Origin of the sequence: Rhodococcus sp. PAMC28707, from assembly GCF_004795915.1 — a bacterium.
GTDB lineage: Bacteria > Actinomycetota > Actinomycetes > Mycobacteriales > Mycobacteriaceae > Rhodococcoides.
In genome coordinates this window covers 1,097,282-1,118,666 of the sequence record NZ_CP039253.1, presented here as the reverse complement: position 1 = coordinate 1,118,666, position 21,385 = coordinate 1,097,282, and the positions used below count along the sequence as shown (strand labels likewise).

17 protein-coding genes and 1 tRNA gene are annotated in these 21,385 nt (G+C 62.3%); 10 read left to right on the top strand and 8 right to left on the bottom strand.

Annotated elements, in window-relative coordinates:
* Positions 1 to 121 precede the first annotated feature (121 nt).
* A complete protein-coding gene (locus tag E5720_RS04945; protein WP_136169711.1) occupies positions 122 to 1,804 on the bottom strand; it encodes a peptide chain release factor 3 in 1,683 nt (560 codons plus the stop codon).
* A 144-nt stretch (positions 1,805 to 1,948) separates the two neighbouring features.
* On the opposite strand from E5720_RS04945, the gene E5720_RS04940 reads away from it, so the two are divergent.
* Positions 1,949 to 3,583 carry a fatty acyl-AMP ligase gene (locus tag E5720_RS04940; RefSeq protein WP_136169710.1) on the top strand — a complete coding sequence of 545 codons (1,635 nt, stop codon included), beginning with the start codon at positions 1,949 to 1,951 and terminating at the stop codon, positions 3,581 to 3,583.
* Between the two features lie 90 nt (positions 3,584 to 3,673).
* On the opposite strand, the gene pth is transcribed toward E5720_RS04940, so the two are convergent.
* The 3 genes from pth to E5720_RS04925 form a co-directional block, all read right to left on the bottom strand.
* Positions 3,674 to 4,252, bottom strand: a complete 579-nt coding sequence (gene pth / locus E5720_RS04935) for an aminoacyl-tRNA hydrolase (RefSeq protein WP_136169709.1) — start codon at positions 4,250 to 4,252, stop codon at positions 3,674 to 3,676.
* A gap of 88 nt (positions 4,253 to 4,340) precedes the next feature.
* Complete coding sequence (locus tag E5720_RS04930; protein WP_136169708.1) at positions 4,341 to 4,985, bottom strand: 50S ribosomal protein L25/general stress protein Ctc; 645 nt, start codon at positions 4,983 to 4,985, stop codon at positions 4,341 to 4,343.
* Between the two features lie 184 nt (positions 4,986 to 5,169).
* Complete coding sequence (locus E5720_RS04925) at positions 5,170 to 6,339, bottom strand: aminotransferase class V-fold PLP-dependent enzyme (protein WP_136169707.1); 1,170 nt, start codon at positions 6,337 to 6,339, stop codon at positions 5,170 to 5,172.
* A gap of 189 nt (positions 6,340 to 6,528) precedes the next feature.
* Here E5720_RS04925 and egtA point away from each other — a divergent pair, with 189 nt between their 5' ends.
* The 5 genes from egtA to E5720_RS04900 all read left to right on the top strand — a co-directional run bounded on the left by egtA (position 6,529) and on the right by E5720_RS04900 (position 11,544).
* Complete coding sequence (gene egtA, locus E5720_RS04920) at positions 6,529 to 7,791, top strand: ergothioneine biosynthesis glutamate--cysteine ligase EgtA (protein ID WP_136169706.1); 1,263 nt, start codon at positions 6,529 to 6,531, stop codon at positions 7,789 to 7,791.
* Positions 7,758 to 9,092 (top strand): ergothioneine biosynthesis protein EgtB, encoded by a 1,335-nt coding sequence (gene egtB / locus E5720_RS04915; RefSeq protein WP_136169705.1) that lies wholly within the window; start codon positions 7,758 to 7,760, stop codon positions 9,090 to 9,092. The genes egtA and egtB overlap by 34 nt, the downstream gene beginning before the upstream one ends.
* Complete coding sequence (gene egtC, locus E5720_RS04910) at positions 9,093 to 9,827, top strand: ergothioneine biosynthesis protein EgtC (RefSeq protein ID WP_136169704.1); 735 nt, start codon at positions 9,093 to 9,095, stop codon at positions 9,825 to 9,827.
* 12 nt (positions 9,828 to 9,839) lie between these two features.
* Complete coding sequence (gene egtD, locus E5720_RS04905) at positions 9,840 to 10,814, top strand: L-histidine N(alpha)-methyltransferase (RefSeq protein ID WP_136169703.1); 975 nt, start codon at positions 9,840 to 9,842, stop codon at positions 10,812 to 10,814.
* Between the two features lie 94 nt (positions 10,815 to 10,908).
* A complete protein-coding gene (locus E5720_RS04900) occupies positions 10,909 to 11,544 on the top strand; it encodes a heme-binding protein (RefSeq protein WP_136169702.1) in 636 nt (211 codons plus the stop codon).
* A 100-nt stretch (positions 11,545 to 11,644) separates the two neighbouring features.
* Here E5720_RS04900 and E5720_RS04895 read toward each other — a convergent pair whose 3' ends face one another.
* The 4 genes from E5720_RS04895 to E5720_RS04880 all read right to left on the bottom strand — a co-directional run bounded on the left by E5720_RS04895 (position 11,645) and on the right by E5720_RS04880 (position 15,017).
* Positions 11,645 to 12,271: a hypothetical protein gene (locus tag E5720_RS04895; protein ID WP_247596169.1), complete on the bottom strand. Its 627-nt coding sequence runs from the start codon at positions 12,269 to 12,271 to the stop codon at positions 11,645 to 11,647.
* Between the two features lie 160 nt (positions 12,272 to 12,431).
* Entirely contained in the window at positions 12,432 to 13,376 is a 945-nt protein-coding gene (locus tag E5720_RS04890) for a ribose-phosphate diphosphokinase (protein WP_247596292.1), read from the bottom strand.
* A 35-nt stretch (positions 13,377 to 13,411) separates the two neighbouring features.
* Positions 13,412 to 14,896, bottom strand: a complete 1,485-nt coding sequence (gene glmU / locus E5720_RS04885; protein ID WP_168708282.1) for a bifunctional UDP-N-acetylglucosamine diphosphorylase/glucosamine-1-phosphate N-acetyltransferase GlmU — start codon at positions 14,894 to 14,896, stop codon at positions 13,412 to 13,414.
* 50 nt (positions 14,897 to 14,946) lie between these two features.
* Positions 14,947 to 15,017 (bottom strand) — tRNA-Gln (locus E5720_RS04880).
* A 226-nt stretch (positions 15,018 to 15,243) separates the two neighbouring features.
* Between E5720_RS04880 and E5720_RS04875 the strand changes: the two genes are divergently transcribed.
* The 4 genes from E5720_RS04875 to E5720_RS04860 all read left to right on the top strand — a co-directional run bounded on the left by E5720_RS04875 (position 15,244) and on the right by E5720_RS04860 (position 21,372).
* Positions 15,244 to 15,840: a TetR/AcrR family transcriptional regulator gene (locus E5720_RS04875; protein ID WP_210729958.1), complete on the top strand. Its 597-nt coding sequence runs from the start codon at positions 15,244 to 15,246 to the stop codon at positions 15,838 to 15,840.
* 188 nt (positions 15,841 to 16,028) lie between these two features.
* Positions 16,029 to 16,667: a ScbR family autoregulator-binding transcription factor gene (locus E5720_RS04870; protein ID WP_136169699.1), complete on the top strand. Its 639-nt coding sequence runs from the start codon at positions 16,029 to 16,031 to the stop codon at positions 16,665 to 16,667.
* Positions 16,668 to 16,885: 218 nt separating this feature from the next.
* Positions 16,886 to 20,458 carry a transcription-repair coupling factor gene (gene mfd, locus E5720_RS04865; RefSeq protein WP_247596291.1) on the top strand — a complete coding sequence of 1,191 codons (3,573 nt, stop codon included), beginning with the start codon at positions 16,886 to 16,888 and terminating at the stop codon, positions 20,456 to 20,458.
* A complete protein-coding gene (locus E5720_RS04860; protein ID WP_136172450.1) occupies positions 20,458 to 21,372 on the top strand; it encodes a MazG family protein in 915 nt (304 codons plus the stop codon). Before mfd ends, E5720_RS04860 begins: the two co-directional genes overlap by 1 nt.
* The last annotated feature ends 13 nt before the right edge of the window (positions 21,373 to 21,385 follow it).

The following is a 21,385-nucleotide window of genomic DNA, read 5'->3' as shown; positions in this document are numbered from 1 at the left end:
CGTCTCGGCGTGCAATGTGCTGCGCTCGAGTATGAAACGTACCCGAAGCCCGTTCGGACTTCGGAAGCGTAACACTATGACTGTTTAACCGGTCCGATTGCGAGTATTTTCCCGTTGCGGGTCATTCACCGGCAGCGACGAGGGGCTCCAGCGTCAGTTCGGGCATCTCCTTCTGGAGATACTGCAGACGCCACTTGTCGCTGACGAGAGCGAGCAGCACGCCGTCCGTCCGCGTGAAAACCTCCACCCCGCGCTGGCGACCCAACTCGACCGCAGATTCGGTGTCGGTCCGGCGAGCGAGTGAATAGCCCAGCGATTCCAGACGAGCATCGACACCGAACTCAGCTTTCATTCGGGCCATGACCACCTCGAACTGCATGGGACCGACAGCTGCGAGAACCGGCGAAGCGTCACCGCGAATATCGTTGCGCAACACCTGGACAACGCCCTCGGAGTCCAACTGCTCCACGCCGCGACGGAACTTCTTGTACTTGTCGGCGCTGTCCACGCGCAACAGTGCGAAGTGCTCGGGCGCGAACGAAGGAATCGGTGGGTACTCGACCTTCTTCTCCGTGTACAAGGTATGCCCAGGCGCGAGAGCGGTGGCGTTGACCAGTCCCACGACGTCGCCGGGATATGCGTGCTCGACGGTGGTCCGCTCCCGACCGAACACCGTCAAGGCGTACTTGGTGGTGAACGGCTTACCGGTCTGCGAATGCGTCACGACCATGCCGCGCTCGAATACGCCCGACACGACGCGCATGAACGCCAACCGGTCCCGGTGCGCAGTATCCATTCCAGCCTGCACCTTGAACACCACAGCGCTGAACGGATCGGTCACTTCCCTCGCCGTACCCTTGATGTCTTCCCGCGGTCCTGGCTGCGGCGCAAGCGCCACCAGGGTGTCCAAGATCTGGCGAACCCCGAAGTTGAGCATCGCCGAACCGAAAATGACGGGCGATGTCTGGCCGCCGAGGAACATTTCCTGATCGTGACCCTGGCCGCTTGCAACCAGGAGTTCGCTCTCTTCGACTGCCGTGTCCCACTCGATGCCCTCGCGCGCAGCGGCAGCGTCGGCATCCATCAATTCCTCGGGGGCGATAGTGGCGCCACCAGCGGTTCGAGTGAATCGGATGTAATTTCCTGCCCTGACGTCGAGCAGACCACGGAAGTCTCCGGCGATGCCGACAGGCCAGTACAGCGGTGTCGGTGTCAGTCCGATGCGCTGTTCGATCTCGTCGAGGAGTTCCAGTGGGGACTGGCCCGGCCGGTCCCACTTGTTGATGACGGTGATGACCGGAATGCCGAACTGGCGGCACACCTGAAAGAGCTTGAGCGTCTGTGGTTCCAGGCCCTTGGCTGCATCGATGAGCATGACTGCCGCATCGACAGCGGTCAGAACCCGGTAGGTGTCCTCGGAGAAGTCGGCGTGGCCGGGAGTGTCGACAAGGTTGATGACGTTGATCTCGTCGACGCTCCGGTCGAGCTGGTAATTGAACTGCAGCGCGGTCGAACTCACCGAGATGCCGCGTGCCTTCTCCATCTCCATCCAGTCCGAGACCGTGGCGCGTCGACCGGCTTTGCCATGGGTGGCGCCGGCTTCCGAGATCACTCGGGCGTGCAGCGCGAGCGCTTCGGTCAGCGTGGACTTACCGGCGTCGGGGTGGGAGATGACGGCGAAGGTGCGCCTGCGATGGACCTCGTGGACGAGTTCCTTGTGCGGGTTCTTCGGCTGCGCCGTCGACTCGGTGGCGGTACTGCTCTTGTCGACCGGAGCGTCTACCGAATCGGGCGGCGTACTCAAACGAACCTCAATCTCACGTTGTACGGCATCGGGCTCGTACCAGGATACTCGGACGAAAAGGCGGTAATGGTTCACCTCCGCGCGAGGATTGAATAACCTGAATACCACCTGCCGTGACCACGCCCGCTCGACGAGGAGATGGCATTGAGTAAGTTCACCGAAGAAATGTTCGCGACTGCACAATCCAGTCGTCGTGGACTGGTGACCGGCGAGCCTGACCAGCCGCTCCGTCAGTCCTGGGGTGAGATCCATCAGGATGCGCGCGCGATGTCGGGCGCTCTGGCCGAGGCGGGGATCGGGCACGGAGACGCGATCGGTGTCCTCGCCGGGCAGCCGGTGGACATCGCACCCGCCTGTCAGGCCGCGTGGATGCGTGGCTGCTCGGTCACGATGCTTCATCAGCCGACACCGCGAACCGACCTTGCCGTGTGGGGGCAGGACACCGAATCCGTGGTGAAGATGATCGAGTCCAAGGCAGTCGTTCTGGGAGCACCTTTCGACGTCGCCGCCCCGATTCTCGAGGAACGGGGCATCACCGTGTTGAAAATCGAAGACATGCGTCGAGGCACTCCCATCGACCCGATCGAGACCTCGGAGTCCGACATCGCGCTCCAACAGTTGACGTCGGGGTCCACGGGGTCACCCAAAGCGGTGCGCATCACCCATGAAAACTTTTTCGTCAACGCGTACGCCATGATCGATCGGATCGAGTTCGATGTCGACCGCGACGTCATGGTCAGTTGGCTGCCGCTGTTCCACGACATGGGTATGGTCGGGTTCCTTACTGTGCCCATGCAGGTCGGGGCCGAGGTCGTCAGTATCACCCCACTGGACTTCCTGCGGTCACCGCTGCTGTGGGCCAAGCTGATCGACAAGTACCGTGGAACTGTCACGGCGGCACCGAATTTCGCTTACTCGCTACTCGCTCGACGGCTACGGCAAGCCGCGGACGATTTCGATTTGGATCTGAGCTCACTGCGCTATGCCTGGAACGGCGCCGAGCCGGTAGATCCGGACACGATGACGGCGCTCGCCGAGGCCGGGAGGCCGTACCGACTCGATCCCCTTGCCCTTGCCCCTGTCTACGGTATGGCGGAAACGACTCTGGCCGTGTCCATTCCGGACCCGTATCAAGGACAGGTGCTCGACGTCGTCGACGCAGACCTGCTCGAGGCGATGGGTCGCGCAGTACCGGCTACCAAGGGCAACGTGCGGACCCTGGCGACGCTCGGCAAGATGGTGCCGAACCTCGAAGGGCGCGTGGTGGACAAGGAAGGGCAGGTACTGACACCGCGCGGTGTCGGCATCATCGAAGTACGAGGCAAAGCGGTGACCCCCGGATACATCACCGTCGACGGCCCGGTAGCAACCCAGGACGAGGACGGTTGGCTCGACACCGGTGACGTCGGCTACTTCACCGAGGATGGTCTGGTCGTGGTGTGCGGGCGCATCAAGGACGTCATCATCATGGGCGGCCGCAACATCTATCCGACCGACATCGAGCGTGCCGCAGGGTCGGTGCGCGGAGTGCGCCCGGGCAACGCCGTCGCAATCCGTCTCGACGCCGGTGACAAGCGGGAAAGTTTCGCAGTTGCCGTGGAAACCAACGACTTTCAGGATCCGGATGAGGTCAAGCGAATCGAGCGTGAAGTCGTCCATGCCGTGCACTCGGAGGTAGGCGTGCGGCCACGCACGGTCGCTGTCCTGGGGCCTGGGTCGATTCCGAAGACCTCCTCGGGCAAGCTGCGTCGGGCCAATTCGGCTGCGCTGCTGGGGTAGCGCGCACCCTTTTTGCAAAGCGCACACACGTGCTCGGACGTGAACAGGGCGCGAAGGTTGGCAAAAACGGTGTTAGCTTCGCGACATGCTTCAGCGCGGATGAACCTGGTTCTGCGCAGCTTCGAGCCCGACGCGTAGAAGCAGTTCCGCCGCATCGGCAGCTTCCTCGCATATCACGCCGAGATCTTTGCGTTCGGCTGCGGAGAACGGCTTCAGGACGTACGCGGCAGCATCCATTCGACCCGGCGGTCGGCCGACCCCGACGCGCGTGCGCAAATAGTCCTTGGTGTCCAGCTGCTGTGAAATCGAGCGCAGGCCGTTGTGTCCGCCCTCGCCGCCGCCGAGCTTGAGGCGAATCGATCCGAACTCGATATCCAGTTCGTCGTGCACGATCACGATGTTGCCCGGATCTACGGAAAAGAATCGGGCAAGTGCGGCCACCGGTTGGCCCGAGAGGTTCATGAATGTGCGCGGCTTGGCCACCACCACCGGGCGATCGCTCAGTCGCGCCTGAATCACCTCGGAATTGGACTTCTTGTGAGAAGAGAACTTTGCACCGATTCGAGCGGCCAACACGTCGGCGACCATGAAACCTACGTTGTGCCGCGTCGCCTCGTACTGAGGTCCGGGGTTCCCGAGTCCGACGATCAGGGCTGGCTCTACATTCACGGCGACCATGCTTCCATTGCGGTGACAAACAACAACGCGCCGCTCCCCAGTGCAGGGGAGCGGCGCGTCGGTAGTAAAAGGGCTGAGATCAGCTCTCGGACTCTTCCGAGCTTTCCTCGGCTGCTCCCTCAGCGGCCTCGCCGGTCGGCTCGGTGCCTTCGCCTTCGGCCTCGAGGTCCTCCTCGGACGGAGCCTCGACGACATTGACGAGCAGCATTTCGACGTCAGACACCAGGGTGACGTTCTCAGGCAGCGTGACCGCGCCTGCGAGGATCTGAGTTCCGGCTTCGAGACCCTCGACCGAGACAGTGATCGACTCGGGGATCGACAGTGCGTCCGCGTCGATTTCGATGACGGTCGAGTCGGTGTAGACCAGGGTGCCTGCAGCGGCGTCGCCCTCGATCAGGACGTTGACCTCCACGGAGACACGCTCGCCCTTCTTGAGGACGAGCAGGTCGGCGTGCTCGATGCTGCGGCGGATCGGGTGCACGACGATGTACTTGGTGAGCGCGACCTGCTCTGCGCCGTCGATGTCGAGCGTCAGCACGGCGTTGGTGCCGTGGTTACGGAGAACTTTGGCGAAGGCCCGCGAATCGAGTGCAAGGTGCTGCGGGTCGGTTCCGTGTCCGTACAGAACCGCAGGAACGAGGCCGTCGCGACGTGCACGGCGCGCGGCACCCTTGCCGAATTCGGTGCGGACGATCGCCTTGAGATTGTTAGCTTCGTTCGACATGTGGTGAATGCTCCTGGTGTATCGCTTGTGGCGGATAAAGACTCGTCGGGGCTGACACGTACGAGCAAGGCCAGGGGCCGAGCCGCGTCGATCACGGTAGATCCTGTGTAGGTTCTACCCTCGCCGAGACAACCCGGAAGACTTTACACGACGGCTCGACCAGCCTGTCCAGCGCATCCGGAACTCACCGGGTCCGAAGTGCCTCGACCATCTCGTCCAGCTGCGCGAACGTGACGAAATAGTGCGGTGACGCCCGTACGACGGCGTCGAGTTTCCGATGCGTCATGTCGAGGAGCGTCGAACTGCGCGGACTCACGGTGACCGTGACGCCCTTGGCAGCCAGGAAGTCGCGGACGTCGGTCGGCGTCAGATCGTCGACTGTGAAGGAGACGATGCCGCTCCTGCGGTCGCCCAGATCGTGCACCGACACACCATCGAGACCACGTAGCGCGGTCCGCAGGTATTCGGCACGCTGAGATATCGCTTCTTCTGCGTTGTCGATGCCGATATCGAGCAAGTAGTCGACGGCGGTACCGAGCGCTAACCGAGCTGCGACGTCGCATTCCCAGAATTCGAATCGGGTGACATCGGGCGCGAGTCGGTACTCGGACTCTCCTGTCCACTGGGCGCTGTGTAGATCGAGGGCCGGCGGCTCCAGTGATACCGACAGTTCTGGGCGCAGGTACAGGAAACCGGTTCCACGGGGCCCGCGCAGCCATTTTCGTCCGGTTGCGCTCAGAGCGTCCACTCCGAGCTCGGCGACGTCCACGCGAATCTGACCGATCGATTGGCACGCGTCGAGCAACACGAGTGCGCCGAATCGATGCGCAAGATCGGCCACTGCGCGCGCCGGATTGATCAGACCACCGTTGGTCGGAGCGTGCACCAGCGAGACAATTCGGACCCGTTCGTCGAGCAATGCTTCCAGCGCAAGGAGATCTATCTGCCCTGTCGGATCACTCGGCACGATCTCGACCCGCGCGCCCGTCGCCGCCGCGCGTTGCAGGGCTGCGATCGCGTTGCTGGCATACTCCACTTCGCACATCAGAATTCGATCGCCCGCGGTCAACGGAATCGAATAGAAGACGTCGCTCCATGCGCGAGTTGCGCTGTCGCTCAACGCAATATCCGACGCCTCAGCGCCGATCAATGTCGCGATCGAAGTCTTGACGGCGGCGAGATCGTGTTTGCGCTCGATGGCAGCGCGGTAGCCACCGACGACGGCTTCTCGACGCAAGTGCGCAACCGCAGTCTCGACGACGGGCGTCGGGGGCAGCGAGGACCCGGCGCTGTCGAGGAAGATTGCTGTCTCTGCGGCAGGGGTGTCGCGGCGGATTCTCTCGAGATCGATCACCGTAAGTGAGCCTTCCTTTACGACAGGTTACGACAAGTTGTCGGTGCGCTGTGATGCACTTCTGGCTATTGTCGATGCAGGATTCCACAGCATCCGCGTTTCGTGCAGCACGGCGTCGGGTAGTTCGGTCCCCGGGTTGGTCCGATTCACATTCGTACGGGCGAGTGCGGGTCATGCAAGGAGGCACTTTTGTCGTCCAACGAGAAGTCGCTCGGGCTCAGTTCTCGGCCTGCGGCCGAGGCCTATGTGTCTCGGGTCTGCTTCAAGCTCGGTCCGCCGCAGCTCATCGGTGCCGAATTGGAATGGTTGACGTTCGCCGAGGACGGAGACAGACCGTCACTCGAACATCTTGCCGACGCGCTGGGGGACTACGCACCGCGCAGTATCGCACCTGATTCACCCGCCCTGACGTTGCCGGGCGGAAGCGTCGTCACGATCGAACCGGGCGGCCAGATCGAACTCTCCAGCTCGCCGCATGCGTCGGTGGCCGAACTGCAGAACGCGTTGGATTCGGACTCCCGTGAAGTCACCGTCGTCATGGAGGCAGCCGGCATCCATATGGCATCGGTGCCCGCGGACACCGAGCGTGAGGCGCACCGGGTGCTGGTCCTACCGCGCTACTGTGCAATGGAGAAACGCTTCACCACCATCGGCCCGTTCGGAAAGCTGATGATGTGCAACACCGCTGCAGCTCAGGTCAGCGTCGACGCCGGGGTCGATCGTGCCGAGGTTGCTGCACGGTGGGAGATGTTGGAGGCCATCGGTCCCGCATTCGTTGCCGCGTTCGCATCCTCGCCCAGTCTGCGTGGCGCACCGGAAGGCACCTGGGCGTCGCAGCGCATGCGCACCTGGCTCGAACTCGACGGCAGTCGCACCGCCGTTCCCGCCAGCGGTGATCCCATCGCGGCCTATGCGAGATGGGCGCTCGACGTCCCGTTGCTGTGCATTCGCAGTGAAGGGGAAAGCTGGGAGGCGCCGTTCGGATCCACGTTTGCGGATTGGCTTGCAGGAGATGTCGCGGCACTGGCAGGGAGACAGCCGACCACCGTCGACCTCGACTACCACCTGACCACACTGTTTCCGCACGTTCGAGCCTGCGGACACCTCGAAATTCGGTACCTCGACGCCCAACCCGATGGGCAATGGGTCGTTCCGGCATCGGCGTTCGAATCGTTGTTGTCGACCCCGGCAGTCACCGAGGCGGCAACCGCGCTCGCCCACCGGACTGCAGGCCGATGGATCGATGCCGCACAGTTGGGGTTGGCGGATGCCGACTTGCGTGAGACGGCCGTAGAACTGCTGCGGTTGGCTGCACGCGCGGGAGGTGATCACGCGGACTCGTTGTCAGCGGCCTCGGAGCGATGTCGCCGGGGTGAGTCACCCGAACCAGGGGACGCAGTGGCCCGTTCGATCGACGCATGCCATTTCACGAGCAAGGAGACGGTGTCGTGACAGTCGAGCATCTTCGTGATCGAGTAGAGGTCGTACTTTCCCGTAGTCGTGCACGTAGTGCGCTGCTGACCGAGAGTGTCGACGAGAATGAGCTGACCGCGCAGCACTCGCCGCTGATGAGCCCGCTGGTGTGGGACCTCGCGCACATCGGCAATCAAGAGGAGTTGTGGCTCGTCCGCGACGTCGGAGGCCGTGATCCGGTGCGCCAGGACATCGACGAACTGTACGACGCGTTCAAGCACTCGCGTTCGAGCCGCCGTTCGCTGCCTCTGTTGTCACCGGATGAGGCTCGCGCCTACGTCGGCACCGTGCGGGAGAAGGTATGGGACATTCTCGCGTCCAGCCCGCTCGATGGGCGCAGGCTCGAGCAAGATGCATTCGCGTTCGGCATGGTTGCGCAGCACGAACAGCAGCACGGCGAGACCATGCTTGCGACGCACCAGCTTCGGCTCGGACCGGCGGTCCTCTCGGCGCCCGCGCCTCCCGCCCCGACCGTCGAAGCGGCAGGCGAGGTCGTGATCGAGGGCGGCCCGTTCACGATGGGCACCACCTTCGATCCGTGGGCGCTCGACATCGAACGGCCTGCGCACGCGGTATTCGTTTCCACATTTGCCCTCGACGTCGCACCGGTCACCAACGGTCGGTATGTGGAATTCATCGAAGACGGTGGTTACGACCGAGAAGATCTGTGGAGTGAGCGCGGTTGGTCGCACCGGATCACCGAGGGACTTCGAGCGCCGTTGTTCTGGGAGCGTGACGCAGATGGTGCGTGGTGGCGTCGCCGATTCGGTGTCACGGCCCCGATTCGGCCGAGCCAGCCTGTGGTTCACGTCGGCTTCTTCGAGGCCGAGGCGTACGCGCGCTGGGTAGGCAAGCGCCTACCCACCGAGGCGGAGTGGGAGAAGGCGGCGCGTTTCGACTCGTCGACCGGCTCGGTCCGCAAGTATCCGTGGGGAGATGCCGAGCCGACGGAAGCTCACGCAAATTTGGGTCAGCGGCACCTGGAACCAGCCGACATCGGGGCTTATCCAGCGGGGGCGACACCGCAGGGTGTGCAGCAACTCATCGGTGATATGTGGGAGTGGACGTCTTCGGATCTGGAGCCCTACCCGGGATTCGAGCCGTTTCCGTATGTCGAATATTCCGAGGTGTTTCTGCGCGGTGATTACAAGGTGTTGCGCGGAGGTTCGTTCGGCACCGACGAGGTCGCGTGCCGGGGCACGTTCCGGAATTGGGATCACCCGATTCGTAGGCAGATCTTCGCCGGCTTTCGGTGCGCACGCGATGTCGAGTCACGCTGAATGTGCCGTCATCTCGGTTACCTCGGTCGGCAGCGCAGCGTCGCCGACGCTGTGACGGCGGGTAGCAATTCCCTGCGTGTTCAATCGTGGGCGCCCAAGGACATGCGGGGCGGAGGCACTATCAATGCCGACGGCTTCGGTACCGCGTGGTGGGATGCAGGCACCGTGCGCAGCTACCGAAATCCGATGCCGATGTGGTCGGACCCAGCTGTCGCCGAGGTCCTTGTCGCCGCACAGTCGACGGCGATTGTTGCGGCGGTGCGCTCGGCGACCGTCGGAATGCCGGTGGAGCGCAGTGCGTGTGCCCCGTTCACGGACGGCACCTGGGCTTTCAGTCACAACGGTGTCGTCTTCGGTTGGCCGGAGGTGATGACGGACCTCGCCGAGCAAGTGCCGTTGGCGGACCTTCTGCGTCTACCGGCACCAACGGATTCGGCAGCATTGTGGGTCATCCTGCAAAACCTTCTTCGTGAACACGAAGCGGACAAGGCGTTGCGCATCCTGGTGAACCGCGTCGAATCCGTTTCGCCGAGTTCGCGGCTGAATCTCCTGCTCTCCGACGGGCATACGCTCTATGCCACGACCGTGTATCACTCGTTGTCCGTACTGCGAGGCGAAGACGCGGTCACCCTCGCGTCCGAACCGCTGGACGACGATCCGTCGTGGGAACCGATTGCGGACCACCAGTTCGTGGTGGCCCGGCCCGGTTACCTCGATATCACCGACCTCGATTGAAGGAGCATTTTCGTGTCAGACAGTGCGTTGGACGTCCACATCTCGCCGGAACGGTTACTGGAGGACTTGCGATCGGATGTGAGGCAGGGTCTGACGGCGTCACCGAAGTGGCTCTCGCCCAAGTGGTTCTACGACACCACCGGCAGTGAATTGTTCGAGCGGATCACCGAGTTGCCCGAGTATTACCCGACTCGAACCGAGCGGGCACTCATCGAGGCCCATGCCCAAGACATCGCCGAGCGCACCGACGCGGCGATCCTCGTCGAACTCGGTTCCGGTTCTTCGGAGAAAACCAGATTGCTGATAGAGGCCGGAATCAAACATGGCTCGCTTGCGAAGTACGTTCCGCAGGATGTCTCGCCGTCGGCGTTGTCCGGCGCGATCGAGCAGCTTTCGCGCGAATTTCCTGCGCTAGAAGTCCACGGGATCGTCAGCGACTTCACGGACACCTTGCAGAATCTGCCCGCCGACGGGCGGAGAACTATCGCCTTCCTCGGCGGCACGCTCGGCAATTTGACTCCCGAGGAGCGCGCGGGGTTCCTGTCCGACATCGCCGGTGCACTGATTGCCGACGAATTTCTCGTCCTCGGAGTGGGCCTCGTCATCGACCCGGACGTACTGATCCCGGCATACGACGACGCAGCCGGTGTGACGGCAGAGTTCAACGTGAACGTGCTGTCGGTACTCAACGATCGGCTAGGGGCGAATTTCGATCGCTCCCAGTTCGAACACGTTGCCGTGTGGGATGCAGACAACGAGTGGATCGAAATGCGACTTCGTGCGAAAGAGGCTCAGCATATTGTCATCGCGGATCTGGCCCTCGACATCGACTTTGCCAAGGGTGAAGAGTTGCGTACCGAGATTTCGGCCAAATTTCGTCAAGAGGGGATTACGGCAGAACTGGCAGACGCCGGATTCGGCGTCGATCAGTTCTGGACGGACCCGAAGGAGCGATTTGCGTTGATCCTTGCTCGTCGCGGCCGCTGATCGTTTTCCTTCCCGCATCGCTCGTCCCGACCGCACGTGGCCGTCGCTGGTAGGAATGAGTCAGGTACCACGCGACAATAGATCGGACGAGACGATGTCGAACAAAATTGTGTCCACGATCGGTCAGGTGGCCAAGTCGGCCTTGGGCATCGTCGGTGTTCGCATAGGCACCGAGGAACCTGCCCATACCAGTCGGCGGTTGACCGACATGGTGGAGATCCGTCGCTATGAACCGCGAATTGCCGCGCAGACCACGGTTGACGCGGATGAAGAACAAGCACGACAGGACGGGTTCCGGCGCCTCGCCGGGTACATCTTCGGTGGCAATACGGGCTCACAGAAGGTCGCCATGACAGCGCCTGTCAGTCAATCGTCTGCCGACTCCCAGCGGATCGCGATGACGGCGCCCGTGTCGAGCACCGCAGACGGCGACAAATGGGTGATCCGGTTCTTCATGCCGTCCTCATGGTCGATGGAGACGCTGCCGACGCCCAATGACGACCGCGTGAAGTTGGTCGAGGTTCCGGCGGAGACAGTCGCCGTGCTGCGCTTCAGCGGTAGCCGCGCCCGAGGCAACGTTGCGCCGCAGATGGCGAAATTGTCAGAGGTGTTGCACGTCAACAATATCGAGATGTCGAATGAGCCGATGACCTGGTTCTACGATCCGCCCTGGACGCTGGCATTCCGGCGTCGTAACGAGGTTGTCGTGTCGGTGCCCGAAGGTTCCTGAGCGTCGACTCAGGTGTACCGACGCGCCAGCGCACTCCATAGCCGATCAGAACCACCCTCCCCTCGAGCACACGCGCTTCGGTGTGCGGAGGGAGGGGGAGTCAGCTGGTACGGCGGCGAGCCTTTTCTAGCGCGCCCAGCGTCCCCATCACGCTTGTGCGCTGACTGGTGAGGTCTTTGAGTCGCGCACGGGCAGGCAATCCGGAGCTACCGTCGAGTGCGGCGATCTTCTCGTCGATGCTCGCCAATTGCTCGAGGAGTTTTTGTCCACGTGATTGAAGTTCGATCAGGTCGACACTGCTCACACCTGCCTGGGATTTCTTGGGAGCTGCTTTCCCTGATGCAGACGCCGACGTCGGTGCTGCGGCCACCGCAGCAGCTGCCCTCGGCCGCAATGCTTTGCGGACTGCGGCCGGATCGGGAAGCTTCTCGAGGCGGATGCGATTGAGAACCTCGCGTGCGTCGCGTGCGGTTACGCGGTACTCGCGCTCTTCCTCGTCTTCTGACGCGAGGGTCCCACCGAGGGGGCGCAAACCATACATTCCGATGAAGTGCTTGGCCTCATCGATGATGGCTTCGTGTTCGCGGCATTGGCCGCAGCGTGGCTCGTTTCGATACATTTCGATCGAATCGGTGCTCCCACACCACACGCACGCGCCCGGAGTCCAGCGGGCGATTCGGACGGTAGAAGTTGCGGTCGGGCTGTCCATAGTTTGTGCGTCGATCACGACGAGTCATCTTAGGTTACAACGAAACCCGCCCCGCACACCCCTCCCGGTCGAACTGCGGTTTTCGAACCTGTTAGTGACCAAGTTCATGCAGTGGGGGAGAGATGGCGGAGCGGGTGTATGGAAACCGAGCCTGCGAAGAATCGAATAGTGCTGGGTGCTATGCGACGCCGTTGAAGAGGCTTGTTACCGAACCGTTTTCGAAGACCTCGCGGATGGTGCGAGCAAGCAGCGGAGCGATGGACAGCACGGTGAGCGTGTCGAAGCGCTTGTCGTCGCTGATCGGGAGGGTATTGGTGACGACAACTTCCTTTGCCCCGCATTCTGCGAGACGTTCGGCGGCAGGGCTGCTGAGGACGCCGTGGGTGGCTGCGATGACGACGTCACCGGCTCCGGCTTCCTTGAGCACCTTCACGGCTCCGGCGATCGTTCCACCGGTGTCGATCATGTCGTCGATCAGGATGCAGGTGCGTCCTTCGACGTCTCCGACGACCCGGTTCGACTTGACCTGGTTGGGCACCAAGGGGTCGCGTGTCTTGTGAATGAATGCCAGCGGTCCGCCGCCGAAGCTGTCGGCCCACTTCTCGGCGACGCGAACGCGCCCCGAGTCAGGGGAGACGACGGTGATGTGTTCGAGGCTGTACTTGCTTCGGATGTGCTCGGCCAACTGGCTGTGCGCGTGCATGTGGTCGACGGGGCCGTCGAAGAAGCCTTGAATCTGATCGGTGTGCAGATCGACCGTGATGATGCGATCCGCGCCGGCTGTCTTGAGAAGGTCGGCGACCAGACGTGCGGAGATCGGCTCGCGTCCGCGGTGCTTCTTGTCCTGACGGGCGTACGGGTAGAACGGCAGAATCGCGGTGATGCGTTTGGCCGATCCGCGCTTGAGCGCGTCGATCATGATCAACTGTTCCATCAGCCAGGTGTTGAGCGGGAACGGGTGACTCTGCAAAACGAAGGCGTCGGATCCACGGACCGATTCCTCGAAGCGAACGAAGATCTCACCGTTGGCGAAGTCGCGTGCGGTCTGCGGGGTCAGGCCGATTCCCAGCTCCTTTGCCACCTGCTCGGCAAGCTCTGGATGTGCTCGACCCGAGAAGAGCATGAGGTTCTTCTGGTTGTCGATCCAATTGGGGGTGGTCACTGCTGTTCGCCATCCTTTGATTCGTGCGCGTTTGTCGACTTGGCAGCCACAGCCCGAACAGCAGCTTCCGCCGCCGCCGTTCCTGGCCGTTTCTTTTCGACCCAGCCCTCGATATTGCGCTGGGAACCCGCGGAGACGGCGAGCGCCCCCGGAGGTACATCGTGTCGGAGCACTGTTCCAGCTCCGGTGTAGGCCCCGTCGCCTACTCGAACCGGGGCGACGAACATGTTGTCCGACCCAGTTCGGACGTGCGAACCGACGATGGTGCGGTTCTTGCCGACGCCGTCGTAGTTCACGAACACGCTCGACGCGCCGATGTTGGAGTACTCACCGATGGTCGCGTCGCCGACGTAGGTCAGGTGCGGCACCTTCGAGTGGTTTCCGATTGTCGAATTCTTGGTTTCGACGAAGGTTCCCACCTTGGCGCCGTTACCGATGTCGGACCCTGGACGTAAGTATGCGAACGGTCCAACAGTGGCACCGGAGCCGATGGTTGCGAGATCGGCTTGGGTGCGTATCACCGACGCGCGCTCGCCGACGACGACGTCGCGGAGGGTGGAGTCGGGTCCGATGACGGAGTCCTCGCCGATGTGAGTGCTTCCCAACAACTGGACGCCGGGTTCGAGGCGGACATCTGCCCCGAGAGTGACATCGACGTCGATCCAGGTTGTGGCGGGATCGACGACGGTGACGCCCGCGCGCATGTGTCGCTCGATGATGTGACGATTGAAGATTGCGGTGACGCGGGCGAGCTGAACTCGGTCGTTGACACCCAGAACCAGGTCCGGATCGGCGAGCTGAGTGCCGTAGACCGCCAGGCCGCTGCTCTTGCTGATCTTGACCACGTCGGTCAGGTAAAGCTCGTGCTGAGCGTTCTGGGTGCTCAGCTTGCCCAGTGCAGTCCGCAGTGCGACGGCATCGAACGCGTAGACCCCGGAATTGACCTCATCGATTCTGATCTGGGCCGGACTCGCGTCGGCATGCTCGACGATTTCGGCTATCTCACCGTCGTCGGTACGTACGATTCGGCCGTATCCGTTGGCGTCGGCGGGCACGAATGTGAGGACCGTCGCCGCGGCAGGTTTGGGTGCGCTCAGGTGCTCGTCGAGCAAAGCTTTGAGGGTGTGGCCGTCGAGCAGGGGCACATCGGCGGCTGTGACGAGGACGGTGCCCTCGAAGTCGTCCGGTAATGAACGTAAGCCGCACTGCACTGCGTGGCCGGTACCGAGTTGTTCGTCCTGAACGGAGGTGGAGATGGTGCACCCGAGCTCGACACTCAACTCGTCGACCGATTCGGTTACTCGCTCACGATCGTGCCCGACAACGGTGACCAGGTAGTCGGGCCCTAGATCGGCAGCGGCATGCAGAGCGTGGGCAAGCATCGTGCGGCCGGCGAGGGGGTGGAGGACTTTGGGCGTCTTGGACCGCATCCGGGTGCCTGCTCCCGCTGCGAGAACGACCACGGCGGTGTGCAACGGCAACTGAGCTCCTTGCGAATTGCTGGTTACTTTCTCGACAGAAATTCTTCTCGCTCCGCCGCCAGGACTCGAACCTGAACTATCTGAACCAAAATCAGAGGTGCTGCCATTACACCACGGCGGATCGTGGACCAGCGGTTTCTCCGGAGACCGAAGACCTTTGTGAATCAGGTCTGCGGCCGCGGTTCTCCCACCGAGCGCAACGAGTCTCGCATGAACGGTAGTTGCCAGTCGAACCGCGCCCAAAATTGACCACTAGGCTTGCCGAACGAGGCTCCTTGCAAGCAAGCGGGCAAAGACTTTCGGTGGGAGGCATTTTGTCCGAACCCGAGCGGGTACCGCGCGTTCGAATGACTGGGACGCAGCGCCGTGAGCAGTTGATCGAGATCGGGAGGTCCCTTTTCGCCGAGCGCGGGTACGAGGCGACCTCGGTGGAAGAAATCGCAGGTCGGGCCCACGTCTCCAAGCCCGTCGTGTACGAGCACTTCGGCGGGAAGGAGGGCCTGTATGCGGTGATCGTGGATCGCGAGATGTCGACGCTGCTGCAGATGATCACGTCTTCGCTCGAACAGAATCGCTCCCGAGTCCGCGTCGAGCGAGTCGCTCTGGCTCTGCTTACTTATGTGGAGGAGCGCACGGACGGCTTTCGAATCTTGGTTCGGGACTCACCGGTCGCCGCCATTGCTGATGGCAAGTACTCGTCGTTGTTGAACGATGCCGTCTCTCAGGTAGGCCACATTCTGGCTGCGGACTTCACGCGACGCGGATTCGATGCCGGGTTTGCTCCCTTGTATGCGCAAGCGCTGGTCGGAATGGTCTCGATGACGGCACAGTGGTGGCTCGACGTTCGAGAACCTTCGAAAGAAGTTGTTGCGGCTCACGTTGTCAACTTGTGTTGGAACGGATTGACCAATCTGGAGGCTGCGCCGCAATTGGGCGGCAAATGAGCGGTCGATTTTCGCACTACCGCTCGAAAGAGCGGGTAGGGTCAAATTTGCAGCACTGAGAGTTACGTCACAGGCGCTGGATTTAATTGTTCAGACCGTTAGCAAGTTGACCGAGGCGAGAAAACCACTGGATGGTACCGTTCGCAGCATTGCGCAATGGCAGTCCCAGTATTCCTAAGGCGGATCCAATGGTCAGACAGGCCCGCGCTGAGATTACTCGCGATACGGTGTTGTCCGGTGCAGCAAACGTGTTTCTGCGTCTCGGATATGCGAACGCGAGTCTCAGCGAAATCATCTCTCAATCACAGGTCACCAAGGGTGCTCTCTACTTCCACTTCGGGTCGAAGGAAGAACTCGCGCGTGCTGTGATCGACGAGGGCAATGCCAGGCTCACCGCCGCGTGCCTGCAGTTCAACGACGGCCGTATCCCGGCTCTCGAAGCTGCCATCGGCATCTCCTACATCGTCGTGGACATGTCGGTCACCGACCCCATGGTCTCGGCGATGATGCGTCTGAGCCACCAGATCGGTGACTACCGGGGTACCCAGGGCAACGTCATGGCCGGCTGGAGCGTCGCGTTCGATGCGCTCGCGGCCAAGGCGATCAAGCAGGGCGATGTAGATCCGGATGCAGACCCGAACACCATCGGATCTCTCGTACTCGAGATCCTTACCGGTGTGCACATGGTCGCCGTAGCCACCGGGACCACCGAGGAGTTGCCATCACGCTTGGAGCGCCTCTGGTACTACCTGCTTCCCTCACTCGTCACGGCAGGCAAGCTCGACTACTTCCGTGAATTTGCTGCACGACGGGTCATCCGGCACTAGCTCCTCGGCTCGGTGGGCCTGCCCAGCCGTCGCCGGGTCGGTCTGCTCCCATAGAATTGGTCGCGACCGCCGGTTCGCTCGTTTCGCCATGATCTTGGTGCACTTTCGAACCGGGCTGCCTTCGTGTCGTCTTTCGTTCAGGAGCCCTGCTGTTGTCTTCCGATTCTTCGCTTCACCTGTCGGGCGTCGCACGCGTCGCTCTGGCAGATTCCGCTTTGATGACCGTAAGCGAGGCCGTCGGAACTGCGGAGTACACGCTCGTCGCGCCGAATTCTTCGCGTCCGTTCGTCGCTGCCGCGATTGCGCAGCATGCGCAGGTGCTCGTCGTCACCGCGACGGGGCGTGAAGCGGACGATCTCACCGCTGAACTCGGCCAGATGTTCGGGGACTCGGTGGCGCAGTTTCCGTCATGGGAGACATTGCCGCACGAGCGGCTTTCCCCCAGCGCTGACACCGTCGGCCGCAGACTCGAAGTGTTGCGTCGGCTCGCGCGGCCGGACGACCAGGACTACGGCCCACCTCTCCAGGTGATCGTCACCACGGTGCGGTCGCTCGTTCAGCCGATGGCCCCGGGGCTCGGAGAGATCGAGCCGATCGGATTGAAGGTAGGCGTCGAGATCGACTTCGACGGCCTGATCCACCGACTTGTCGAGTTGGCATACACGCGTGTCGACATGGTCGGCAAACGAGGCGAATTCGCCGTCCGTGGTGGCATCCTCGATATCTTCTCCCCGACGGCCGATCATCCGGTGCGTGTCGAGTTCTGGGGTGACGAGGTAACCGAACTCCGCGCTTTCTCCGTTGCGGATCAGCGTTCCCTGCCCGACGTCGTCATCGAGTCGGTCATCGCACCTCCATGTCGTGAACTGATACTCACTCAGGATGTTCGCGATCGTGCCGCGGTGCTCGCCGGTGACAATCAGGCTGATGCGGCACTGGTGGAGATGTTGGACAAGATGTCTGCCGGGGTGCCAGTGGAAGGCATGGAAGCGTTGCTTCCGCTGTTGCAGCCCGGCGAGCTCGAGCTACTTGCCGATGTGCTGCCGAAGGGTGCACACGTCCTGTTGTGCGATCCAGAGCGAATCCGTACGCGTGCAACAGATTTGGTTCGTACCGGTCAGGAGTTCCTCGAAGCGTCATGGACGGCGGCGTCTGTGGGTGGAGCGGCACCGCTCGACACCTCGACCGTGGACACCAGCAGTCTGGGCGGGACGAGTCTCGACCTCGGAGCGTCCGCATACCGTTCGCTACGCCAGATCCGCGAATCCGCGCAGGCGCTCGGGCGGCCGTGGTGGACCATCAGTCCACTGGCTTCGGGCAGCGAGACCGAGGTCGAGTTGGCTGTCGAGACCGTCCCCGAGGTTCGTGGTTCGGAGGAGTTGCTCACCGGACTCTTTGCCATGCTTCGCGCGCACGTGTCCACGGGCGGTCGCGCTGTCATCGCCGTCGCGGGCGCGGGAACCGCAACGCGTATCATCGAGCGTCTCGGTGAGGCCGAAGTGCCCGCTGTGGCAATCGATACGGGTTCCGAGCCGTTGCCCGACGTGGTGAGCGTTCTGTGCGCCTCGCTCCACGCCGGATTGATCCTTACCGATGCGAAGCTTGTGATCGTCACCGAAAGCGACCTGACGGGAAACCGTGTTGCCGCCGCCGAGGGCCGAAAGCTACCGGCCAAGAGGCGAAATCAGGTCGATCCGCTGGCCTTGAAGGCCGGCGACAGTGTCGTGCACGATCAGCACGGTATCGGCCGGTTCGTCGAAATGGTCGAGCGGACCATCGGCGGAGCTCGCCGCGAATACCTCGTCGTGGAGTATGCACCCAGCAAGAGGGGGCACCCGGGGGATCGATTGTTCGTGCCGATGGATTCTCTGGATCAGCTCTCCCGCTATGTCGGCGGTGAAATGCCGTCGCTGAGTAAGCTCGGTGGTTCGGATTGGTCGAACACGAAACGCAAGGCGCGCAAGGCTGTTCGAGAGATCGCCGGAGAGCTCGTGCAGCTGTATGCGGCTCGTCAGGCGGCGCCGGGCCACGCCTTCGGCCCGGATACTCCATGGCAGCGTGAAATGGAGGACGCGTTCGCATTCACCGAGACGATGGACCAGATGACAGCCATCGCCGACGTCAAGGCGGACATGGAGAAGCCGGTCCCGATGGACCGTGTCATCCTCGGCGACGTCGGCTACGGCAAGACCGAGATCGCCGTTCGTGCCGCGTTCAAAGCAGTTCAAGACGGTAAGCAGGTTGCCATCCTCGTGCCGACGACCCTTCTGGCGCAACAACATCTGCAGACCTTCACCGAGCGCATGGCAGCCTTTCCGGTGACGGTCAAAGGGCTCTCGCGCTTCACCCACGGTTCGGACTCGAAGCAGGTCATGGCCGGACTCGCCGACGGGACGGTCGATATCGTCGTCGGTACCCACCGGTTGCTGCAGACCGGAGTGGCGTGGAAAGACCTGGGGCTGGTCATCGTCGACGAGGAACAGCGATTCGGCGTCGAGCACAAAGAGCACATCAAGTCCCTGCGTACGCACGTGGACGTCCTGACGATGTCGGCGACACCGATTCCTCGTACGCTGGAAATGAGCTTGGCCGGCATTCGCGAGATGTCGACGATTCTGACTCCGCCGGAAGAGCGTCACCCGGTACTCACCTATGTAGGCGCCTACAACGACAAGCAGGTCGCGGCGGCCATCAGACGTGAACTGCTCCGTGACGGTCAGGTCTTCTTCGTGCACAATCGAGTCAGCTCGATCGACAAGGCAGCCAAGAAGATTCGTGACCTCGTACCGGAAGCTCGGGTGTCCGTAGCGCATGGTCAGATGAACGAGGAGACGCTCGAGCGAACCGTGCAGGGGTTCTGGGAACGTGAGACGGACGTACTCGTCTGCACCACCATTATCGAAACCGGTCTCGATATCTCGAATGCGAACACCCTGATCGTCGAACGCAGTGATTCGCTGGGCCTTTCGCAGTTGCACCAGCTTCGTGGTCGGGTCGGGCGTAGTCGCGAACGTGGTTACGCGTACTTCCTGTATCCGCCAGAGAAGCCGCTCACCGAGACGGCGTACGACCGTCTGTCCACCATCTCGCAGAACTCCGATTTGGGTGCGGGTATGGCGGTGGCGATGAAGGACCTCGAAATTCGTGGTGCCGGTAATGTTCTCGGCGCCGAACAGTCCGGCCACGTGGCAGGTGTCGGTTTCGACCTGTACGTCAGATTGGTCGGTGAAGCTGTCGAGGCTTACCGGGCAGCCGCTGACGGGAAGCCCATCACCACCGATGAGGCCCCCAAGGAGGTTCGGATCGACCTTCCTGTCGACGCCAACATTCCGCCGGACTACGTGACCAGTGATCGGCTTCGACTCGAGGCATATCGGAAGTTGGCCGCTGCCGCGGATTCCGAAGCCATCAATGCCGTCATCGAGGAGTTGGTGGATCGCTACGGCCCGCTGCCCGAGGAAGTCGGCAGGCTCGTTTCTGTCGCGAAGCTGCGGCTCATCGCCAAGGAATACAACCTCACCGACGTCAATGTCGCCGGCACACAGGTCAAGTTGGCGCCGATGGATCTTCCCGATTCCAAGCAGATCCGGCTCAAGCGTCTCTACCCCAACGCGCAGTACCGCGCGAGCACCGGCGTCGTGCAGCTGCCACTACCGCGCGTCGAGGGTGGGGGAGTCGGAGCTGCCAGGGTTCGTGACGTCGAATTGGTGCAGTTCATTGCCGACCTGATCCTTTCGCTCGACAGTAAGCCGTCTCGATCGGTTCTGTTGGAGCACACTGTGGGCGTGTGATGACGGTAGTTTTGCTCGACCCGACTCGGCCCGGTCAAGTTCCGGCGGAAGCCGTCGAATTCCTCAGTGGGGTAGTCGAATTCACCGAGGAAGTGCCCGTCGGTATTCGGTGGCTTTTCGCCGGAACGGCACATGCCGACGACTCCGGCGGTGTGCTCGTCAGTACCGATCCGCGCAATGGTGATGTCCTCGAACGTATTCGGCGCGGTGACCGAGTCATCGCCTCCCCGAAACTACCCGGTGACGATCTCATCGCAGCTGTCGTGCTGATGGATCGACTCCGAACGATCGGGGGCTGGGAAGCCCAACAGACGCATGCCTCGCTGAGCGGCTATCTCCTCGAGGAAACCTACGAGTTGCTCGACGCGATTCACAGTGGGAACCTCGTCGATCTGAAGGAAGAACTAGGCGATCTCCTGCTGCAGGTCTTGTTTCATTCGAGGATCGCTCAGGACGCGGAACACGGCGGCTTCGACGTCGACGATGTCGCTGCCGGTCTGGTCGCAAAGCTGACACACCGCACACCACACCTGACCGACGGCTCAACGGGACCCATCGACGTCGCGGCTCAGGAACGGGCGTGGGAGGAACGCAAGGCGGCGGAGAAGGCGCGCGGGTCATGTCTGGACGGCATCGCGATGGCTCAGCCCGCACTTGCACTGACACAGAAGATCATTGCGCGCGCATCCAAGGCCGGTCTGCCGGACGAGCTAGTGCCCGACGACCTGCGAACAGTGCACATCGGCCTCGATCACAGCAGCGGGGGTGAGAGTGCGGAAGATCTGCTCCGCGGTCGGGTGTTGGAGTTCGCCGAGCGCATCCGTTGTGCCGAAGTATCGGCCAAGGATCGCGGGGCTGTCCCCGGGCAGCTCTCCGCGATCGAGTGGATCGAAAACTGGGGTCTGCGGGCGTAACTCAGCCCCGCAC

What these genes read in the sequence shown, in the direction of transcription:
- egtC (WP_136169704.1), top strand. Translation starts at nt 9,093, where the DNA reads ATGTGCCGTCATCTCGGTTACCTCGGTCGGCAGCGCAGCGTCGCCGAC.
- E5720_RS04900 (WP_136169702.1), top strand. Translation starts at nt 10,909, where the DNA reads ATGTCGAACAAAATTGTGTCCACGATCGGTCAGGTGGCCAAGTCGGCC.
- E5720_RS04890 (WP_247596292.1), bottom strand. Translation starts at nt 13,376, where the DNA reads ATGCTCTTCTCGGGTCGAGCACATCCAGAGCTTGCCGAGCAGGTGGCA.
- mfd (WP_247596291.1), top strand. Translation starts at nt 16,886, where the DNA reads ATGACCGTAAGCGAGGCCGTCGGAACTGCGGAGTACACGCTCGTCGCG.
- E5720_RS04860 (WP_136172450.1), top strand. Translation starts at nt 20,458, where the DNA reads ATGACGGTAGTTTTGCTCGACCCGACTCGGCCCGGTCAAGTTCCGGCG.
- E5720_RS04930 (WP_136169708.1), bottom strand. Translation starts at nt 4,985, where the DNA reads ATGTCGAACGAAGCTAACAATCTCAAGGCGATCGTCCGCACCGAATTC.
- egtB (WP_136169705.1), top strand. Translation starts at nt 7,758, where the DNA reads ATGCCATTTCACGAGCAAGGAGACGGTGTCGTGACAGTCGAGCATCTT.
- E5720_RS04870 (WP_136169699.1), top strand. Translation starts at nt 16,029, where the DNA reads ATGGTCAGACAGGCCCGCGCTGAGATTACTCGCGATACGGTGTTGTCC.
- E5720_RS04875 (WP_210729958.1), top strand. Translation starts at nt 15,244, where the DNA reads ATGACTGGGACGCAGCGCCGTGAGCAGTTGATCGAGATCGGGAGGTCC.